Genomic DNA, 19,622 nt, shown 5'->3' with positions numbered 1-19,622 from the left:
TCTCTTAAGGAAGTTCAATCGGAATCTAAATGACCCTTTGTCGCTTTCTTCTTCGGAACCAAGTTGCGGGCCTCCAGTACTTTTTCTTCAATTTTCTCAACTGAGTCCTCATCAATGACGCAATAGTCTTCGGAGGTACGCAGTTGGTCTTGGAATTCTGTTCTGAAGGCGCTTTGTACTTTCAGGTATTCTCTAATGAAGTGGTAGTTTGAGTCAAAAATTTGGTATAAGCTTAGAAGGCTTTCTATAGAGAGAAAAATCACAGGCACATCAATATTCTCCGAATTTTGTGTGAGACTGAACCACTCATTTACTGTTTCGGCGACATGCTGGAATTGTCCTTCTCTGAAGATATCAGAGATGAATATATGACCGTCGATCGTGCCCCCATCCTTAAGCACCTCTGAGATATAATCGTCGTTGTTCTCAGATAAAATATAGTATGCAACTTTGTTTTTCTCGCTAGCATCAAGGTTGTAGCCATTAGTGTCGTAAGTCAACTTGGGGTCGTAGCTAGCAACTAAATAATCATTATCTCCGTCTGGAACAATCAGACACCCATCTGTCTCTTTTTTACCTTCTCTTCCCCACCGCTCTGTGAAGAGAAACATCGACTTGAGTAAATAGAACACGTCTCGTTCAAAGTCATTGTAATTGTACTCCAATTTTAATTCAGTACGCTCGTCAGAGGACGCTTCTTCTATAGTCCCGTCTTCGACCTTTTGCTGAAGTTCCTGTAGCCTCTCTTGTGCTTTATTCGCTTGTTGCCTAACCCGGTTTCTCAGATTGGATTGACTCTGTCTGACCGCGTTTACAAATTGAGCCTCTGGATTTTCACCCTCAATGAAATTGTATAGGTTGATTGTCCCGAAGTTCTCTCTCCCCCGTATTTCGGATGTCCCATATGTGATTAGAACACTTTCGAGAAGGTACTGTCCTATTCTGCGGGGAATATCCCCGTTCCCCAAGCAGTATACAAAATATTCGTACCAATGTCCGTCCATCGCTGTCCCAGCAGTTTCAACAAGCTGGAATGAGGATTTGAAATAGCTATTCTGGTCTATTTCTTCTGTTTTAAAGTCTAGCTGTAGTAATCGGGAACCGTCGCCCCCTCGAACATCAGTAGAAAAGTCATTAAATACTGATGCGATTTCCTCATGAATCCTTTGTTCATTGATCTCTATGGACAAACTGGGTTGCCCTCTCATTAGATAAGTTCCACATTCTGGACAATTGTCAACGTCTGTGAATATTTGAACGGTTCGATTACATTTATAGCAAACTCGTTCGTCTTGACCTGTTGCATCTACGAACTTGTCTATGAATTCTTGGGAGCCTACATCCAGAGAATCATAATATTTTCTGTATATATCTTCGTTACAGGTGAGTATCTGGTTTATAATGTATTCTTTATGATGCTGAACGTCGTACGGATATAAGCTATCAAACGAAATTCCAACTTTACTTTCCAAAATCTGCCTCACGTTCTTCTTTTCGTTCTCAGGGAGACTACTATCGTCAATATCGAAATAAAAGCCGTCATCGACCCGTTCAATGGCTATTTTTACTTTAACTCCCGACTTCTCATGCTCGTATTTAATATAATCTAAGTTTGCTAGGTTATCTTTCTCGATTATCTCGCCACGGATTGATGAATTATTAATATCCTCATGAACTCCCTTGGGATTTGATATGGCAAGAGCGGATCCATCTGGTAAATTCGTAGAGTTAAACTTTGCTTCAATGAGTGTCAGTGTCGACAACTCGGAATCGAATGCTGATGACAGATTTTCAAGTATAGGTTCATCTGTAGGCTCTGGCTTGACCTCATTCACCTCCTCTGAATCAGTGAACTCTTCTGAGAATCTATCTAGCAATTTTACTGGACCACGCACCTCAACGTACTCTTCTGTCTCAAAAGAACGAATATAGACCGGTTTGGCTTCTGTCTGTACTTCACTCTGAATTACATCTGATTTTTGTAAGGATCTGCGATGCTCTTCAGGAGCCCATACTAACGAAAAACCGTCTTCCAGTCTCCGAACAATATATCCATCTTCTTGCTCTAAGCGGTCAAGTTCCCCACTTAGACTATTTTCTAGAACAAATCTTGCCCCGGTACTTTTTCTTCTCCACTCATGCTCAGCATAAAGGTAGAATAGTATGGACTCTGCCTCTTCCATAGAGTGGTTCTCAACCTCCTTTATTAAATCCGAAACTGAATTGTGATGGAACCTGACTAAATCTTTCTTGTCACTTGAGAATCTCCTAATTAAGTTTTCTAAGGTTCGGTCACCTTCTGGAACCCGGTCATACTTCCTACCGAGCAGTTGGCCCCACAAATCGCTGTTATTTTCTAAACTAGTTTTGTGTTCCTCTGTCATGTTGGTTGCTCCAGATGATGAATCCAAGTACCAGCTATGAGAAACTGTATATACAAAATAGTTTTTGCATATCGAATGAATCAGGGAACAAGCTAGTTCGTGAAAGAACGGACCCGACGGGATTTGAACCCGCGACATCTTGGTCCGGAACCAAGCACTCTGTCCACTGAGCTACGGGCCCTCAATCACGTGTAGTGAACCAGCCGTCATAACCGTTGTGAAGCAGACAATGACGAGACGTGACGCTGACCCCCTTACTCGTCGTCTCGGCCACCGTCAGCCACCGACGGCGACGGCCCGGGAGACTCCTCGATGACCGTCTCTTTCCACGTCCCTCTCGTGAACCACAGGCCAGCGGCGATTGCGCCGACGACGTTGCCCATGGCCATCCCGTACCAGAAACCGGTCGGGCCGAGGCCGAGGCCAGCAATCCCGAGGACTGGTACGGGGTCGAACGCGAGGTAGGAGACGGTCGCGACGCGGCCGATCCAGAGTGTGACGAGCGAGAACGCCAGCGCGGTTCGGGTGTTCCCGGCACCGCGGTACGCGCCGAGGATGACCTGGAGGACGCCGATGAAGGCGAACTCGACGGTCCGAATCTGGATGTACTCGGAGCTGAAGCTGATGGTGGCCGCGGCGTTCTCGATGTCGTTGTTGACGAACGCGTCGACGAGGACGTTCGGGAACAGATAGACGAGGACGGCGACGACGAGTAAGGTCCCGGCGCTGACCTTCGCGGCGAGCCAGACCGCGCGTTCTGCCCGGTCTGAGTTGCCCGCACCGAGGTTCTGGCCGACCATCGTGTTGGTCGCTCTGCCGAGGCCCATCGCGGGGAGGAAGATGAGCGAGGCGATGCGGTTGCCGAGGCCGTAGGCGGCGACGACCGGCGGGGCGAACTGGACGATCATCGCGGTCAGGGTGACCATGGCGAACGCGCTGGCGGACTGTTCGAGCGCGCTCGGGACGCCGATGTTGACGATGTCTTTGATGACGCCGAAGTCGGGTTTGAGGTGGTGCAGTCCCACGTCGGGCCCGGCGTCGGTCATGAACAGGATGTAGAGCCCGAGGACGGTCCCGAGGGCACGGGAGGCGACCGTCGCCAGTGCTGCACCAGTGATGCCCATCTCGGGGATGTAGCCCGGCACGCCGAAGATGAACAGCGGGTCGATGACGACGTTGAGGGCGACGCTGGCGAGCATGACCCGCATCGGGGTCTTCGTGTCGCCGTAGCCGCGCATGAGCGCCGAGAAGACGAAGAAACCGAACATGAAGATGATGCCGAGGAAGAACACCTCCATGTAGTCGGCGGCGAGGGGAATGACGGCCTCTTGCGTCTCGCCCTGACTCGGTAAGAGGGCGAGCATGTCTTCGGTGAGGAAGTAGCCAAGCAAGCCGAGGCCGACGGCGAGGACGGAGACGAACGAGAGCGTCTGCCCGGCGACTTTCCCGGCCGAGCCATCACTCTTCGCGCCGGTGTACTGGGCGACGAGGATGCTGCCCGCGGCGGTGAACCCGCCCGCTAGAGAGATGAGGAGGAAGATGAGCGGAAAGCCGAGGCTGATGGCGGCCAGTGCGTCGGTGTCGTACTGACCGAGCCAGAACGTGTCCGCGATGTTGTACGTGACCTGGAGGAGTTGCAGGGCGACGATAGGCCACGCGAGTCGGAACATCGGACGCGCCAGCCCACCCTCGGTGATACTATCTGTAGGGGTGTTGCTCACTGTATTTCGAAACGAAATAGTCTCGCATCAATCTGGCGAATCGATTCGGTCAGTTCGACCGGTGAGCGACACGGACGAGCTCGTCGAACCGTGGTTCAGGCGGCGCTGTCGCTCAGGGGGAATGACGGTCGTGAAAGGAAGAGATGGGAGAGAGTTGCCGGACGAGACTACGGCGTCTCGTTCGTCTCCAGCGTGAGGTCGGCCTTCGGGTAGGCCACACAAGTCAGCACGTACCCCTCTTCGAGTTCGGGGTCGTCGAGCATCTCCTGATTGTCGTGGTTGACGAAGTCGCGGGAGTCACCGCCCTGCACGTGACCCGCACAAGAGACACACTGTCCCTGTCGGCACGCGTACGGCAGGTCCCAGCCCTCGTCCTCACCGGCTTCGAGCAGCGTCTCGTTGTTGGCGACCTCGATGGTCGCGCCTTCTTTCGTGTACTCGACGTCGAAGTACTCGACCTCGTCGTCCGGGATATCGGCCGGGCTGAACGAGTCTTCGTCTTCCTCGCCCTCTTCCAGTTCGCCACCTGCGTCACCGGCCGCGACGGCACCAGCACCGCCGCCGCTACCGATGGCGCGGTTCATCGGCTCGGGGAAATCAGTCTCGGGGACGGATTTCGCACGCTTTTCGAGGACGTCCTGTGAGATGTCCTCGGTCGGGGTCCAGGCGGTCCCTCGCAAGAAGTGCATGATGACGGCGAGGACCGTCAGGGAAAGCCCGAGAGCCAGTCCCAGTTCGTTAACCATGTGTGAGCAGATTTGGAGGGCGGGTTTAATTCTGTTGTGATTGCTCGTCGGCCGCCGGGGGTCGACTTTGCGGAGAGAAACCGAAGAAGACGGTCGAACCGACGCGACTGCTCACTCGGTGCTGGGCCGACTCGCACTGTACTGCTTACGGTAACACTCGAGCAGTTCTTCGAGGAGGAGTGCGTCGCGGGAACTCGTGGTGTAGTGGTGGTCGATGAAGTCCTCTGCATCCTGCACTTTGCCACGAAGGACGAACCGGCGGACGGTAGCGACGGACTCGAAGAACGGGAGTCCGGACTGCGGCCCTTCCGCAGGTTCGATGAGTTGTTCGTTCGGGAAGACGTCGGCTTTGATGTCCTGAAAGTCGACGGTCGACGGTTCGTAGCCGTCAGAGAGCTGTTCGAGGATGTACTCGGAGGCGAATCGGTAGAACTCGGACTTGCTCTCGAAGACTCCCTCCTCGACGAGCGACTCTATCTCCTCGACGGTCGATTCCGAGAATCGGACCGTACTCTTTACCATACCATCTGATGTCTCCGAGGCGGTACATAAATTATCGGGCTCAGAGGACAGTGTCGACCGGTTGACCCCCACCGTCTCGACTATCTCGACTATCGACCCACTGCGGGTGGGTGGCCTTGTTCCGCCCCTGCGAAGTCGGTCCGGGGGGAGAGTATTAGTGTCGGCCCTTTGTTAGAGAGGGACATGCAAGGCGTGGTGGGTCGGTGGTCGTTCGAATCGGTCGTCGGAGACAGCGCCAGCCGGGGGACAGTCTCTCGACGACCCGGAATCGGCCGATGACGGCCGGCGACGGTGGGACCGCCGATAGCTCCGGACCCAGCGACAGTGCCGGCTCCGGCGACAGCGTCGGCTTACTACAGGCGGTCGCCATCGAGGTCGGTCTCATCGTCGGTGCCGGACTGTTCTCGCTGACGGGCGTCGCGACGACGCTGGCCGGCACCGCGGTCCCGCTCTCGTACGTGTTCACGTTCACCGTCGTCGCGATGAGCCTGGTGCCGACGGCGGCACTCGCGGCGGCCCGGCCGGTCACGGGTGGGAACTACTGGTACCCGAGTCGGCTCTGGTCGCCGCGGATCGCCTTCCTCACGGCGTGGGGTCTCTCCATCAGTATGTTCGGCGGCGGCCTGCCGGTGTACGCGCTCAGCTTCGGTCGCTACGTCGATTCGCTCGTCCCGGTCGACCCGGTCTTCGTCGGCGTCGTCGTCCTGACTGCCTTCTACCTCGTCAACCTCGCGGGCATCGACGTGGCCGCGAGCGTCCAGTTGCTCCTGTTCGTCACGCTGGTGGTGAGCCTCGTCGTGTTCGTCGTAGTCGGCGCACCAGCAGTCGACACCGCAAATTTCCAGCCATTCCTCTCGAACGGCGTCACCGGCCTACTGACCGGCGCGGGCGTCCTCTACTTCGTCTGTCTCGGCGCGAACTTCATTGTCGACCTCGGCGAGGACGTACAAGCCGCGACGGTCACCATCCCGAAGTCGCTCGCGGTGAGCATCCCGCTCGTGTTCGTCCTCTACGTCGGGACGGCGCTCGTCGCGGTCGGGTCAGTCGGCGCGACCGGCCCATCTTCGATGGCCGGCGCGACGCTTTCGGTCCCGGCCGAGGCCGCGCTCCCGCCAGCACTGGCGACGTTCTTCGTCGTGGGCGGCGCGCTGTTCGCCATCGCGACCAGCATCAACGCCGTGTTCATCATCGCACCGAAGTACATGGTCGTCCTCGCCGACGACGGCTTCTTCCCCGCGGCCCTGGCCGAGACGAACGACCGGTTCGGCACGCCGCACTGGGGGCTCACGCTCGTGTTCGCGCTCTCGCTCGCCTCACTGCTCAGTCCGCTCCCGGTCGCGGACCTCGGCTCACTGCTCGGCTTCGGCGGCATCGTCCTCATCGTCCCGATGATGGTCGCCGCGGTCCGCTTCGTTCGGCGCTCCCCCGAGCGATACGCTGCGACGCCGATTCCGGTTCCAGCCACTCTGACGGTCGGACTCGCGGTGACGGCCGTCTGCGCGAACGCGGTCCTACTCGTGTTGCTCGCCAGTCAGAGTCCACTACTGTTTGCGGCGTGGGCGGGTCTGACAGTCGGCGGCGGTGGCGTATACTACCTCGCCCGACGACAGTACCTCGACAGCCGCGGAATCGCCCTCCTCGACGGCTTCGACGAGGAGTTTTAACCCCTCGACTCGTCGCCCCGGACATGTCGAACGATAGCACGAGTCGCGGGGCGCTCACCGACTACCGAACCGGCGTGGTCGGCGCGGGCGTGATGGGCCGCGACATCGCCGCCCTGCTGGCGAACGGCGGTGCCGAAGTCGTCCTCGTGGACGTGGACGAGGACGCACTCGCGGCGGCAGAGCGGTACCACGACGGCGAGGTTGGGGTGGCGCTCGCCGACGCGGGGCTGGCAGACGCTGGACAGGCCGAAGGAGACGACGCTGCAAACGTCACCAATCGTGTCCACTACGCGACCGACCTCGACGCCCTCGCCGACTGCGAGTTCGTCGTCGAAGCTATCAGCGAGAACCTCGACGCGAAACACGGCCTGCTCGACGGCCTCGAAACCGTCCTCGCACCAGACGCCGTCGTCGGAACCAACACCTCGTCGCTGACCGCGAGCGACGTGGCGGCCGCGGCCGACCACCCCGAGCGAATCGTCCTCTTTCACTTCGCCAACCCCGCCATTCCCAGAGACATCGTCGAGATTAACGGCGAGCGCGCCAGCGACGACGCCCTCGACCTCGCCGAGACGGTCGCACACGGGATAGGCAAAGAACCGTTCAGACTCGGCACGGAACGCCGCGCAAACGGCCTCAGTCGACTCTCTGCGTCAATCAAGTGCGCCGGAACGTGGGAACTGCTGGACGCGGATGCGGCGGCCATCGAAGTCGGCTCGCGAAACATGGGCTTCCCGCGCGGCCCGCTCGCGTTCGTCGACCTCATCGGCATCGACATCCACCTCGCCACGGTCGACAACCTCGCCGCAGAGTACGACGGGCGATTCGCCCCGCCGGAGTCGGTCCGAGAGCGCATGGAAGCCATGGTCGCCGATGGCCGCGCCGGCGCGAAAGACGGCGAGGGCTTCTTCGTCTGGGACGACGGCGAGGCGGTCTTGCCAGATGTCGAGGAGCCACACGATATCCAGCCAATCGTCGCTGCACTGGTGAACGAAGCCCACCGAATGGTCGAAGACGGCGTCGCCGACGAGGAGACACTGAACGAGATTCTGAAACGCGGCAGTGGCGGCGCAATCGGCCCGTTCGACATCGAGTCGATGGTCGGCGGAGACGTGCTGCGCGACGTGCTCGAACGCCGGTACGAAGCGACGGGAGCCGGCGTGTACGAGCCAGCCGACTCGCTCTGAAAAATTTCCTTCTTCCTCAGTCGGTCAGCACCGGCGGCACCGCGCCCGGATTGACCCGCACGTCGAGCAGCGTCGGTCGGTCACGGTCGAGCGCGTCGGCGAGTTCCGGACCGATGTCGGCCGGGTCCTCGACGACGCTTCCCGCACAGCCGAACCCGCGAGCGACGGCGGCGTAGTCGGTACCGGCTTCGAAGTCGGTCGAGATGTCGACGCCCCAGTTCAGCATCTGGCTGGCCTTCGAGGAGGCGAGCGACTGGTTGTTCCAGACGATTACCACGACCGGCAGGTCCTCGCGGACCGCGGTTTCGAGGTCCGAGATGTGATAGCCGATGCCGCCGTCGCCAGACACCGCGACGACCGGTCGGTCCGGGTCGGCCGCCTTCGCACCGATGGCCTGCGGGAGCGCGCAGTTGATGCCGTCGCTGCCCCGCGCCTGGATGTAGCCGATGCCCGGTTCGCGGACCTCGTAGAAGGCCCCGGTGAAGAAGCCGGGGAAGGAGGTCGCCGAGACGAGCAGGCCGTCGTCGGGGAGCGCGCCCTGTATCTCGGCGACGATTCGGGCCGGGTCGATGGGCGTCTGGTCGCTCTCCAGTCGCCCGGCGAAGTCCGCTCGCCACGACTCGCGGTCGGCGGCGACCTGCTCGATGCGATCAGCGCGGTCACCGAAGTCGACCGGGACGACTACCTCGCGTAGCGCCTCGACGGTCGCCCGAAGGTCGGCCTGCACGGCCACGTCGGTCTGGTAGTTTCGCCCGAGCCAGTGCGGGTCGAGGTCGACGTGGGCCAGCGTGGCGTCCTCGGGAATGAGCGACCAACCGACGGTCGACAGTTCGCCGAATCGACAGCCCAGTCCCAGAATCGCGTCGGCCTCGGTCACGAGATCGTTCGCCACCTCGCAGTAGCCCCAGCGGCCGACGACGCCGCCCGCATACGGTTCGTCCTCGGCGACGACGCCTTTCCCGTTCATCGAGGTGACGACCGGCGTGTTCGTCTCGGCAGCGAGCGCGCTCACTGCGTCGGCAGCACCGGCCCGGAGCGCGCCTTCGCCCGCGACGACGACCGGCCGCTCGGCGTCTGTCAGCACGTCGGCGAGTGCGGCCACGTCGTCGTCTGCCGGTGCGGGTCGGCCAGTGGCGAACTCCAGTGAGAGCGAGTTGCCACCGCTCGTGCCAGTGTCCGTTCCCGTTCCCGTGTCCGTTTCGCCGACGAGCACGTCCTCGGGCAGGTTCACGTGTGTCGGACTCGGGACGCCGCTGACGGCTTCACGGGCCGCGTTCCGAACCGCCTCGACCACCCTGCCCGGTGTCTCCGGGTCGTAACTCGCCGAGACGTACGCGTCGAGAATCGCTTCGTTGTCCGCGTCCTGAATCGCCTCGCGGCCCCGGAACGCCCGGTCGTTGTCGCCGGTAAGCGCGAGGACCGGACTTGATGCACCCTCGGCCTCGGTCAGACCGACGCCAGTGTACGCCGCGCCGGGGCCACCGACGCCGTCGCAGACGCCGAGCGTGCCTGTCACGCGAGCGTAGGCGTCGGCCATCATCGCCGCGCTGGCCTCGCTACGCGGGTGGATGTGTCTGATTTCGGAGTCGGCGAGCGCCGCGTAGTACGGCTCCATCTGTTCACAGGGAAACCCGAAGACGACGGAGACACCGCTGGCTTCGAGCGTTCCGACGAGGTCCTCCGCCGCGGTCATCGTCGCTCACCGGTTTCGGTAGCTGCTGACATACAACACGACGCGCAGGGGCCGGTGAAAAGTGTATCTCCGCTGATGGTCGTCGTCGAGTGAAATCGCTCCTCGCTACTCCTCCTACTCCTCGCGTGCGACCTCGTGGCGACCGAACCCGTAGCGAAGTCGGTTCGCCAGTCGACGCGAGAACCGGCCGGACGCGGGCGCACGAGAGCCGAAGCGCTCGGAGAGCGACTGGTAGATGAGGGGGACCGGCACTTCCTGCTCCAGTGCTTCCTGCACGGTCCACGTGCCGGTCGACCCGCCCGAAACGTGGTCTGCCACGTCGCCGAGGTCGTTGCCCTCCTCGCGGAACGCTTCTTCACAGAGTTCGAGCAGCCACGACCGGATGACTGCGCCGTTGTTCCACGTGCGAGAGACGGCTTCGAGGTCGAGGTCGTAGCGACCGTTCGCCAGCAGTTCGAAGCCTTCGCCGTAGGCCTGCATTAGCACGTACTCGACGCCGTTGTGGACCATCTTCACGTAGTGACCGGAGCCGGCGGGACCCATACGGTCGTGGCCGGCGGGGCCAGTCGCCACTGCGTCGAAGACGGGCACCAGTTCGTCGTAGGCCCACTGCGGGCCGCCTACCATCAGCGAAAAGCCGAGTTCGGCACCGGCCGGACCACCGGAGGTACCACAGTCGAGGTACGCCGCGTCGGTCGAGTCGGCCCGGCGCACCGAGTCCTCGAAGTGCGAGTTGCCGCCGTCGACCACCACATCGTCCTCGTCGAGCAGCGGTTCGAGGTCGTCCAGCGCGGCGTCGACCGGTTCGCCGGCCGGAACCATCAGCCAGATGCGCTTGTCGTCGCCGAGTTCGTTCGCCAGTCCGCGCACGGAGTCGGCGGGGGTCGCGCCCGCTTCGGCAGCGGCGGCGACTGCCTCCTCGTCGAGGTCGAACGCGACCACGTCGTGGCCCGCGTCGAGCACTCTGTCTACTACGATACGGCCCATTCGGCCGAGTCCGATGACGCCCAGTTGCATGGCTCAGGGTGTTCGGGCAGGCACCGTAGGGGTTGTGATTAGTGGCGACGTTCGTTGCTGGAACTCAGTAGCCTGCTGTCGTGCCCTGCGCCGACGCAGACTGTCCCTTGTACACGTCACGGACGCTGTAGACGTAGCCGACGATTAGTAGTCCGACGAACAGGCCGAAACCACCACTGACGAGGTCTCCGACGGCGAGTTGGAGGAGGCTGGTGAGCAGTCCGAGGGTGTAGAGTACCATCGCGCCAGTCCAGGCCCACGACTTGACCGTCCAGAGTCCCCAGACGATGGCGAAATCGATGAAGACGAACGTACCGACGAACATAATCGCGATTATCCCGATCGGACCAACCCCCAGTGTCGTGACTATTGCGAGTAAAAAGAGCAAGTTGAGCAAGACTTTGATGACACACAGTGCTTTGATGCCTGGTGGTGCTGACCGGTTCGTGGCCATAGGTAGAAGTTGTTGACTTTCAGTAATAATGCTGGAGCCTACTGTTTCACAATCGACACAATACGTCGCCGTGGAAGTGCTCCAGTCTGCTGTCACACGAGTTGCAACTCAGTCCTGTTTTCGGTTCAGTACCTACTTATCGGGGTCGCTGGGACTGAGAGTGGCCCCTGATACTCGCGGCGGACGCTGTAGAGGTACACCGTGACGGGGACACCGGTGATGAGTCCAACTAGGCCACCGACTGGATTCCCCGCGAACAACGAGACGATACTGGCCCCGACTCCGAGGGCGAAGAGGAACATGGCGACCGACCACGCCCACCGCTTCATCGTCCACAGTCCCCAGAGGACGACGAAGTCGGCGACAGTGAAGACGAGCAGAAACATACCAGCCGCGGGCCCTGCACCACCCACCCCACCCGCAATGAGCAGAATTATCGCGACGAAAACGAGGAACGTGTCGAGGAGACCTCGGACGAAGCACAGCAGTTGGATGCCCGTGGGGGCCGAACGACGACGATACCGATACATGTCGAATCACAGACTGCTGAGTGAGATGAACATTACCCTGATTTTCTGGTCGCGCCAGCCTCGCCAGACTGTTCGAAGCGGTCGCGAACGCTGTGCATGTACGCGAGAGCGACCCCCGCGAAGACCATCGAACCAGCCGCCTCGGCCGGTCTCCGAATCATCGTGAATAGTGAGACCAATAGCGCGATGGTGCCGACCACAGTTACCGTCCACCACGCCCACGTCCGAAGTGTGTAGAGTCCCCGAGCGACGAGGACCGCGAACACGGCGTACCCGTACAGGAACACGCTGTTGAGCGTCGCCAGTCCTCCGTCGCCGACTTGAAACAGTGCTTCGAGCAGCACGGCGACGGCACCGAGGACTACCACACCGCAGAGGACCACGATACCGACAGGGGGAGACGGAGCGTCTGACATAGTGGCTCGCTACGTCGACGAGTTGGCCCTGTACAGGTCACGATAGCTGTACACGTACTGGAGGATGAGCCCATTTATCAAAATGCTGAGTATGCCGCCGAGTGGGTCACCAGTAAAGACCCGAACGAGGTGTCTGGCGAGGACGAGACAGAAGTACGCCACCGTGATAGACCAGGCGACGGGGACGATGCGCCAGAGTCCCCAGATGACCGGGACGCTAGCGACGTGGACCACCAGCCAGAAGGCGCCTAACAGCGAGTCTGGGCCACCGACTCGCCAGGCCCCGAAAATACCGGCTACGGCGAGAAGCCCCCAGACGATGCAGATAATCGCGATACCGAGTGGCGGGGTACGGGTATTTGACACATCCAGCATTCGATACCCTACTTGTAAAAATTTTCTGCACGCCGCTCGGGAAGAGCAGTGCACGACGGCTGCGGCGTCGCGACTGGCGCACCCGCGCCGACAGCATCGCCTCCCACGCGTCACGAGTTCTTTCCCGTTGGCAAAGCGGTTTCACGCCGGCTGTCGAACGCCACCCATGAGCATCGAGGCTATCTTCGACGCGATGCCGTACGCCGAACACCTCGGCATCGAGATCTCTGAGGCTGCAGACGGCTACGCTGCGGGGTCGCTCGAACTCGAATCCCACCACTCGTCGGTTCCCGGAACGGTCGTCGCCCACGGCGGCGTGGTCCACTCGTTCGCGGACCACCTCGCTGGGGCCGCCGTCATCTCTCTCGCGCATCGCCCGACGCCGACCATCGACATCCGCATCGACCACCTCTCGCCAGCCACGGAGGACCTCGTCGGCGAAGCCGAAGTCGTCAGAAACGGCAACAGCGTCGCGACGGTCGACGCGACGGTCGAGACGGAGTCAGGACGACAGGTCGCGACGGCCCGCGGCGTGTACAAGACCTCTGGCGGCGACGACGGGTCGGCCTGGATGGGCAACCAGGAGTCGTTTCCGACCGAGGAGTGAGCAGCCCGTAGACGCGTACTTTCAGTTCTCCCGACACCCGGTACGGACGGCCGGATTGGGCGGGGTTTTTCCCGGTGGACGACGAAGCGACAGCCATGCTCGGTTCCCCAAAGATTCGGAAGTTGGTCGCCGGAGCGACTGCCGCGTACGGTCTGGTCAGTCTCGTGCTCCCGCGTCAGACGACGAAACTGACGCAGCGGCTCGTACTCGGCCGTAGCTACGAGAACGTGAAAGAACTCGAACCGAAGGACTGGTACGTCGAGTCGACGCGTGCCTCCGGACTCGGGATGCTCGTCGGTGGCCTGTTCGGTTTCATCCTCGCCGACCGTGCCGAGGACAAAGCGGCCGCTGCTGCCGCGAAAGAGGCTGAAGAAGGCGACTTCGACGAAGCGGACGACGACGAAATCGAACCGGTCGAGGTCGACCTCGACGACGCCGCCGACTTCGAGGACGACGCAGACGACGACAGCGTCGACGTGGATGTCGTCTAATCGGTGACTACCCGCGGCGGTCAGTGACCGAAGTTACGTCACGCCGCCGCTCTCGCGTTCGTACCGCTCGAACACTTCGTTTTCTGCGATGTCGCGCAAGTCCTCGACGACCGTCCAGACCGTCTCGAAGCCGACGTAGTACGGCGACGGCGCGACCCGAACCACGTTCGGTGGCCGGTAGTCGACGACGACGCCGCGGTCTTTGAGCACCTGACTGATGCGGTAGGCTTCCGGATGTTCGATGGCGACGTGGCCGCCGCGGCGGTCGGGGTCGCGTGGTGTGCCGACCTCGTAGCCACAGTCGGTCAGTCGCTCGTCCGCGAGATGGATGAGGTAGTCGGTCAGCGCGAGTGACTTCTCGCGCAAGGCCTCGATACCCGCGTCGTGGGTCACGTCGAGTGCGCCGTCCAGCGGCGCGGCCGACAGCACCGGAATCGTCCCGATTTGCCAGCGACCCGCGTCTTCGGCGGGCGTGAACTCGTGGGCCATCTCGAACTGGGTCGCCTTGTCGTGGCCCCACCAGCCAGCGAGTGCCGGGTCGGCGTCGAAGTGTCGCTCGTTCACGTACAGTCCCGCGACTGCGCCCGGTCCAGCGTTCAGGTACTTGTACGAACACCAGACCGCGAAGTCGACCTCGTTCTCGTCGAACTCGTGCGGGACGACGCCGACGGAGTGCGCCGCGTCGAAGCCGGCCAACGCGCCGTGGTCGTGCGCCAGTTCGGCGATGCCTTCCACGTCGAGCAACTGTCCGGACCGGTAGAGGACAGTCGGCATGAACACGATGTCCACGTCGTGTGATTCGAGGGCGGCCGCGACTTCGTCGGTCGTGACGGTTCGCCCGTCACCGCTCTCGACTGCGACGAGGTGCTCGTCGGGGTCCAGTCCGCGCTGGCGCAACTGGGCCGCGATGGCGTAGTGGTCCGTCGGGAAGTCGAGGTCGTTGACCAACACGGTCTCGCCGTCACAGGCGTCCAGCATCGACCCGATTAGCGTGTGGATGTTCACCGTCGTGGAGTTGCCGACGACGACTTCCGACTCCTTCGCGCCGACCAGCGGTGCGAGTCGGTCGCCCAGTCGCTCACCGTAGTGGAACCAGTCTGGCTCGGCGTCGGTCCACCCGCGAATCGCCTGCTCTTTCCACTGCGCTACCGCACGGTCCAGCGCCGCCTCGGCGTCTGTCGAGGCGAGTCCGAGTGAGTTTCCGTCCATGTAGCGCTCGCCGTCGGGGACGTAGAACCGTTCGCGTAGTTCCGACAGCGGGTCTGCTGCATCGAGGTCCCGTGCACCCTCGCGGTCCGTCGGCAGGTCGTCGAGTGGTCCGCTCATACTCCCGCGTTCGGGGGCCGCAACGAACCGTTTTCGGTCGTCTGCGGGGCGATTCGGTGTGGGAAGTGGATGTCGAGAGGAATACTCGGTGGCGACGACGGCTTCACAGCCGGTCTGGCGCACGCTGGCGAGCGTGCCTGAGCGACAGCGAAGGTCGCGAGGTGTAGCCGCGCGGGGTCGTCGTGAGCGTGCGAACGACTGCAAGTGAGAGCGTGCTCTCACGAGGGATGAGCCGGCTCGCCGGAGGCGAGCGGCGAATCGGATGGGGAGGTCGTGGACGGAGGGTGACGTGGGGGGTGACGGTGCGGTCATGTTCCGTCGGCGCTAGTGAATTGTGACTCGATTCTTCCATCAATGACGACGACAGGAACACACAGCAGCCATCCGTTCCCACTCGAACCCACAGCAGACCACATCGACTCAAGTGCCAGCCACCGAAACGACGAGTAACAGTGTCCGAACTCGACCCGGAACTCGCTGCTGCCATCGAGCCACTCCGCGACCTCCCGGCGTGGTCCGACTGCACCGTCGAGGACGCTCGAACACTCGAAGACGAGACGTTCGGTGGTGCTGCAGTTCCAGACGACGACGAGCTGACGACCGAATGCCGGACGATTCCCGCCGCCGGCCACGACATCTGGGTGCGGCTCTATCGCCCGTCGTCGCTCGACACGCCCGCACCCGTCCTTCTGTTCGCCCACGGCGGTGGCTTCGTCCTCGGGACGCTCGACTCCGCGGACGACCTCGCGCGCAGACTCGCCACGGCGACCGACCACGTGGTCGTCTCGGTCGACTACCGTCTCGCGCCGGAACACCCGTATCCTGCTGGACTGAACGACGTGACGACGGTCGCGGCGTGGCTGCTGGCGGAGGCGGCCGATCTCGGTATCGACCCGGACCGACTCGGTGTCGCTGGCTCCAGCGCGGGAGCGAACCTCGCCGCCGGGGTCGCGCGTCGCTTCCGAGACCGGCCCACATCGCTGACCTGTCAGGTGCTCTTCTACCCGATGCTCGACCCCGGTCTCGACCGGGCATCGCACCGCGAGCAGGCGACTGGTCCGCTGCTCACGCGCGACGACCTCGCGTGGTTCTGGGACCTGTATCTGGACGACGACCAGTCGCCGAATCTGGAGACCGTCACCGACCCACTGATTGCCCCACTCGCAGCCGACGACTTCACCGAACTCCCGCCGGCCGTCGTCGTCACGGCTGGGAACGACCCGCTCCGTGACGAGGGGCGAGCGTATGCGGACCACCTCGACGAGGCGGGCGTCCCCGTCGCCGACCTGCACTACCCCGGCGCGTGTCACGGTTTCCTCTCACTTGCCGACGAGGTGACGCTGGCAGCCGACGCCTGGGAGGACCTGTCGGCAGCCTACTGTGCGTACCGAAACGAGTAACCCGAACACAGCCGAGGGGTGACACGATGACGACACTCGGGCAGCCACTCGTCGACCTCTTGTTCGTCGGCATCGGCGCAGCCTGTCTCTGGGTCGGCGCGGTCGTCCTCGTCGAATCGGCAGTTCGCCTCTCCTGGCGACTCGGTATCCCGCCCCTCGTCGTCGGTCTGACCGTGGTCGCGTTCGGGACTTCTGCGCCGGAGTTCGTCGTGACCGTCAACGCCGCACTGTCGGGAGAGACGACCGTCTCGGTCGCCAACGTCGTCGGCTCGAACGTGTTCAACCTCGGGTTCGTCCTCGGTGGCGTCGCACTCATCAGGGCACTGCCGGTGTCGTACGACCTCGTCCAGCGCGACGGCGCAGTGTTGCTCGTTGCGACCGTCGCGACCACGGCGTTCCTCGCCGACGGACTGCTCGACCGAGTCGAGGGTTCGATACTGTTCCTCGGTCTGTTCGCCTACCTCTCGCTGCTCTTCGCGTCCTCGACCGACGAACCGGTGCCGGGGACGATGCCGGGTGCCCCCGAACCAGACGAGGCGCTCGAAGCGACGAGCGAGTTCGACCTACTCGACCCGCCGAAACTCGTCGGGAGCCTCGCCGTGGTCGTCGCGGGCGGGCACCTCCTCGTCGAGGGCGCGACCGGCATCGCCAGTGCCGCGGGCATCTCCGCCTGGGTCATCGGTGCGACCGTGGTCGCCGCCGGGACCTCGGCACCGGAACTCGCCACGTCGCTGGTGGCGGCGCGGCGGGGGAACGCTGGCATCTCGGCAGGGAACCTCATCGGCAGTTCCGTGTTCAACCTGCTGGGCGTGCTGGGACTGGCTGGCACGCTCCGACCACTCCCGGTCGACCCCTCGGCGCTCCCGAGCAGTCTGGCACTGCTCGCGCTCTGTGTGGTCGTCGTGGTGTTGCTCGGGTCGGAGGAGGAACTGGCCCGCTGGGAGGGCGCACTGCTCGTTCTCGTCGGCCTGACGAACTGGGCTGTGGGAATCGCCCTGTAGTGTCACTGTCGCGGCCACTGGCTGTCGCCGTCGCGGCCACTGGCCGTCGTTGGCTGTCGCTAGCCGCTTTCCGTGCCGATAAACCGCTGGCGACCCTGCTCTCTGTATGAATCAGTCACAGCGGCCAGTCTCTCTCACGGGCGGTGACGAACTCGACCGACTCGTCGCGTCGGAACCGCTCGTCCTCGTCGAACTGTACACGAAGGGCTGTGGCAAGTGCCAGTCGATGGAACCGGTACTCGGAAACGTCGCACGCGTCACCGACGCTACCGTCGCACTCGTCAATCCTGGTGACGACCTGACACTGCTGGACCGATTCGACGTGCGAAGCGTCCCGACGCTCGTCCTCTTCCGAGACGGTGAGCCGGTGGCGACGCTCGCCGACGGGTTCGTTCCGACCGACGAAGTCGTCGCGTTCGTCGAGCGTAACAGCGACAGCTGAGTCCATCGAGCGGCGACGAGTCGACGGAAAACGAAATGAGAGAGCCCATCCGATTCCGGGCACCCCTGCAACGGAATCGAACAAGAAAACGGAGCGACTGGACGCATAAAGCCTTGGTGGCCGACTTGTCCCTATTCGAGAACGTTCACCGTCGCTCGACCAGCGCGTCCTCGCGCGGGCGAACCCGGACTGCTTCGACACGCTCCGCCAGTGTCACCGCATCGGTCAACTTCGCCGCCTGTTCGGCGTAGATCGTGAACAGGGGGTCGTCGGGCGTCACCTCGTCGTCCACCCGGCGGTGGAGGTACAGCCCGGCACCCGTATCCCGCGGTGCCCCGGCCCGACGGGCGATGTCGCTCACGAGTCTGTTGTTCACGTGCGTGACGACGCCCTGCCTGTCGGCGGTGACGACCGCCGTCTCGCCCCCGGGTTTGAGGTCGGCGGGCGACACGTCCGGAACTCCGTTCTGGGCGGCGACGATTTCACGGAACTTCGCCAGCGCGCGACCGGAGTCGAGGACTTCCGCCGCGTTCGCCGGCAGGTCACAGCACTCCAGCAGGATGTCCGCGAGGCGGACCGACTTGAGGCGTAACTCGTCGGGGCCGTCTCCGTCCAAGACACGCAACACGTCGCGGGCTTCGAGGATTGGGCCGATACCCCGGCCGATGGGTTGTTCCCCGGTCGTGATGGTACACTCGATGGTCAGGCCGATGTGTTCACCGACGCGCCGAAAGTCGTCGGCGAGTTCGCGCGCCTCGACGAGACTCTGCACTTTCGCGCCCTCGCCGTAGGGCAGGTCGATTACCACGTTCGTCGAGCCGGCGCTCTTCTTCTTCGAGAGGACGGAGGCGATGAGTTGCCCGTGTGGGTCGAGCGACAACGGCGTCTCGGCGCGAATAATCTTGTCGTCGACGGGCGAGAGGTTGACGCTCCCGCCCCAGACGAAACAGCCGTTCGTCTCCTCGACGATTTCTCGTACTTCGTCCATCGAGAACGCCACGTCGCAGAACACGGCCATCGTGTCGGCGGTCCCGGCGGGGGAGGTCACCGCCCGTGAGGACGTCTTCGGAATCTTCACGCCCGAGGCGGCGACGATGGCAACGACGATGGGTGTCACGCGGTTGCCCGCGACGCCGCCGATGGAGTGCTTGTCCGCGACGATGGGGTCGTCCCACTCGACGACTTTGCCCGCCTCGGTCATGGACTCGGTCAGGTGCGTCGTCTCCGCGAGCGACAGACCGTTCGCGTACACTGCCGAGACGTACGCACCCAACTCCACGTCGCTCAATCGGTCCGCGTCGATATCCTGCACGATGCTGGCGATTTCGGACGCGTCGAGCTCTACGTCGTCCAGTTTCTTGTGGATGTACGCCACGGAGTCTGGCTTCGGCGCAGCGTCGACTTCCACGTCGCCGGTGACGTGACGGAGTCGTTCGGTGACCCCGACACAGCCACACGAGACCAGTTCGTCGGTCACCTCGACGATGCCGGTGGCAGTTCGGTCCTCGGCCCGTATCTGGACGCGGTCGAGCGGATTGACGCCGAGTTCCTCGGCGTCCGTGACGTTGAGTAGGACGGTGGGGTGGCGCGTCCCGATGTCCACTGGCGTGGCAGTCAGTCGCATAGCTGAAGGGAGGTGGCGGGTG

At 62.3% G+C, this 19,622-nt stretch carries 19 protein-coding genes and 1 tRNA gene; 7 read left to right on the top strand and 13 right to left on the bottom strand.

Annotated elements, in window-relative coordinates:
* Positions 1-14: 14 nt before the first annotated feature.
* The 5 genes from ACSC1P_RS15045 to ACSC1P_RS15025 form a co-directional block, all read right to left on the bottom strand.
* Positions 15-2,384: a hypothetical protein gene (locus ACSC1P_RS15045; RefSeq protein ID WP_435361011.1), complete on the bottom strand. Its 2,370-nt coding sequence runs from the start codon at positions 2,382-2,384 to the stop codon at positions 15-17.
* Between the two features lie 108 nt (positions 2,385-2,492).
* Positions 2,493-2,565: transfer RNA gene (locus ACSC1P_RS15040), tRNA-Arg, on the bottom strand.
* A 73-nt stretch (positions 2,566-2,638) separates the two neighbouring features.
* A complete protein-coding gene (locus ACSC1P_RS15035) occupies positions 2,639-4,054 on the bottom strand; it encodes an MATE family efflux transporter (RefSeq protein WP_435361514.1) in 1,416 nt (471 codons plus the stop codon).
* A gap of 218 nt (positions 4,055-4,272) precedes the next feature.
* Positions 4,273-4,851, bottom strand: coding sequence for a 2Fe-2S iron-sulfur cluster-binding protein (locus ACSC1P_RS15030; protein ID WP_435361010.1), 579 nt, complete (start codon positions 4,849-4,851; stop codon positions 4,273-4,275).
* A 111-nt stretch (positions 4,852-4,962) separates the two neighbouring features.
* The gene (locus tag ACSC1P_RS15025) at positions 4,963-5,373 is read right to left on the bottom strand and encodes a ribbon-helix-helix domain-containing protein (protein ID WP_435361009.1); all 411 of its coding nucleotides are present in this window, start codon (positions 5,371-5,373) and stop codon (positions 4,963-4,965) included.
* A 203-nt stretch (positions 5,374-5,576) separates the two neighbouring features.
* Between ACSC1P_RS15025 and ACSC1P_RS15020 the strand changes: the two genes are divergently transcribed.
* Together ACSC1P_RS15020 and ACSC1P_RS15015 are read left to right on the top strand one after the other, a co-directional pair.
* Complete coding sequence (locus ACSC1P_RS15020) at positions 5,577-7,037, top strand: APC family permease (protein WP_435361008.1); 1,461 nt, start codon at positions 5,577-5,579, stop codon at positions 7,035-7,037.
* A 23-nt stretch (positions 7,038-7,060) separates the two neighbouring features.
* A complete protein-coding gene (locus tag ACSC1P_RS15015) occupies positions 7,061-8,224 on the top strand; it encodes a 3-hydroxyacyl-CoA dehydrogenase (RefSeq protein ID WP_435361007.1) in 1,164 nt (387 codons plus the stop codon).
* A gap of 16 nt (positions 8,225-8,240) precedes the next feature.
* On the opposite strand, the gene ACSC1P_RS15010 is transcribed toward ACSC1P_RS15015, so the two are convergent.
* The 6 genes from ACSC1P_RS15010 to ACSC1P_RS14985 form a co-directional block, all read right to left on the bottom strand.
* Complete coding sequence (locus tag ACSC1P_RS15010; protein ID WP_435361006.1) at positions 8,241-9,917, bottom strand: thiamine pyrophosphate-binding protein; 1,677 nt, start codon at positions 9,915-9,917, stop codon at positions 8,241-8,243.
* A gap of 114 nt (positions 9,918-10,031) precedes the next feature.
* The gene (gnd, locus tag ACSC1P_RS15005) at positions 10,032-10,934 is read right to left on the bottom strand and encodes a phosphogluconate dehydrogenase (NAD(+)-dependent, decarboxylating) (RefSeq protein WP_435361005.1); all 903 of its coding nucleotides are present in this window, start codon (positions 10,932-10,934) and stop codon (positions 10,032-10,034) included.
* A gap of 64 nt (positions 10,935-10,998) precedes the next feature.
* Positions 10,999-11,388: a DUF2127 domain-containing protein gene (locus tag ACSC1P_RS15000; RefSeq protein ID WP_435361004.1), complete on the bottom strand. Its 390-nt coding sequence runs from the start codon at positions 11,386-11,388 to the stop codon at positions 10,999-11,001.
* A gap of 125 nt (positions 11,389-11,513) precedes the next feature.
* Positions 11,514-11,774 (bottom strand): hypothetical protein, encoded by a 261-nt coding sequence (locus ACSC1P_RS14995; protein WP_435361003.1) that lies wholly within the window; start codon positions 11,772-11,774, stop codon positions 11,514-11,516.
* A gap of 176 nt (positions 11,775-11,950) precedes the next feature.
* A complete protein-coding gene (locus tag ACSC1P_RS14990; RefSeq protein ID WP_435361002.1) occupies positions 11,951-12,334 on the bottom strand; it encodes a hypothetical protein in 384 nt (127 codons plus the stop codon).
* 9 nt (positions 12,335-12,343) lie between these two features.
* Positions 12,344-12,700 (bottom strand): hypothetical protein, encoded by a 357-nt coding sequence (locus tag ACSC1P_RS14985; protein WP_435361001.1) that lies wholly within the window; start codon positions 12,698-12,700, stop codon positions 12,344-12,346.
* Positions 12,701-12,875: 175 nt separating this feature from the next.
* Here ACSC1P_RS14985 and ACSC1P_RS14980 point away from each other — a divergent pair, with 175 nt between their 5' ends.
* Complete coding sequence (locus ACSC1P_RS14980; protein WP_435361000.1) at positions 12,876-13,316, top strand: PaaI family thioesterase; 441 nt, start codon at positions 12,876-12,878, stop codon at positions 13,314-13,316.
* Between the two features lie 95 nt (positions 13,317-13,411).
* Positions 13,412-13,807 carry a DUF6199 family natural product biosynthesis protein gene (locus tag ACSC1P_RS14975; protein ID WP_435360999.1) on the top strand — a complete coding sequence of 132 codons (396 nt, stop codon included), beginning with the start codon at positions 13,412-13,414 and terminating at the stop codon, positions 13,805-13,807.
* 33 nt (positions 13,808-13,840) lie between these two features.
* On the opposite strand, the gene kynU is transcribed toward ACSC1P_RS14975, so the two are convergent.
* Positions 13,841-15,133, bottom strand: coding sequence for a kynureninase (kynU, locus tag ACSC1P_RS14970; protein WP_435360998.1), 1,293 nt, complete (start codon positions 15,131-15,133; stop codon positions 13,841-13,843).
* Positions 15,134-15,585: 452 nt separating this feature from the next.
* On the opposite strand from kynU, the gene ACSC1P_RS14965 reads away from it, so the two are divergent.
* The 3 genes from ACSC1P_RS14965 (at position 15,586) to ACSC1P_RS14955 (ending at position 17,976) form a co-directional block, all read left to right on the top strand.
* Positions 15,586-16,533 (top strand): alpha/beta hydrolase, encoded by a 948-nt coding sequence (locus tag ACSC1P_RS14965; RefSeq protein WP_435360997.1) that lies wholly within the window; start codon positions 15,586-15,588, stop codon positions 16,531-16,533.
* 26 nt (positions 16,534-16,559) lie between these two features.
* Positions 16,560-17,534 (top strand): calcium/sodium antiporter, encoded by a 975-nt coding sequence (locus ACSC1P_RS14960; RefSeq protein WP_435360996.1) that lies wholly within the window; start codon positions 16,560-16,562, stop codon positions 17,532-17,534.
* 106 nt (positions 17,535-17,640) lie between these two features.
* Positions 17,641-17,976 carry a thioredoxin family protein gene (locus ACSC1P_RS14955; RefSeq protein WP_435360995.1) on the top strand — a complete coding sequence of 112 codons (336 nt, stop codon included), beginning with the start codon at positions 17,641-17,643 and terminating at the stop codon, positions 17,974-17,976.
* A gap of 145 nt (positions 17,977-18,121) precedes the next feature.
* Here ACSC1P_RS14955 and ACSC1P_RS14950 read toward each other — a convergent pair whose 3' ends face one another.
* On the bottom strand, positions 18,122-19,600 hold the full coding sequence (locus ACSC1P_RS14950) for an AMP phosphorylase (protein WP_435360994.1): 1,479 nt from the start codon (positions 19,598-19,600) through the stop codon (positions 18,122-18,124).
* Positions 19,601-19,622 lie beyond the last annotated feature (22 nt).

It is taken from the genome of Haloarchaeobius caseinilyticus, assembly GCF_051207395.1.
Classification (GTDB): Archaea; Halobacteriota; Halobacteria; order Halobacteriales; family Natrialbaceae; genus Haloarchaeobius.
Note: the sequence above shows the minus strand (reverse complement) of the source record. Positions and strands in the feature narration are given on the sequence as shown.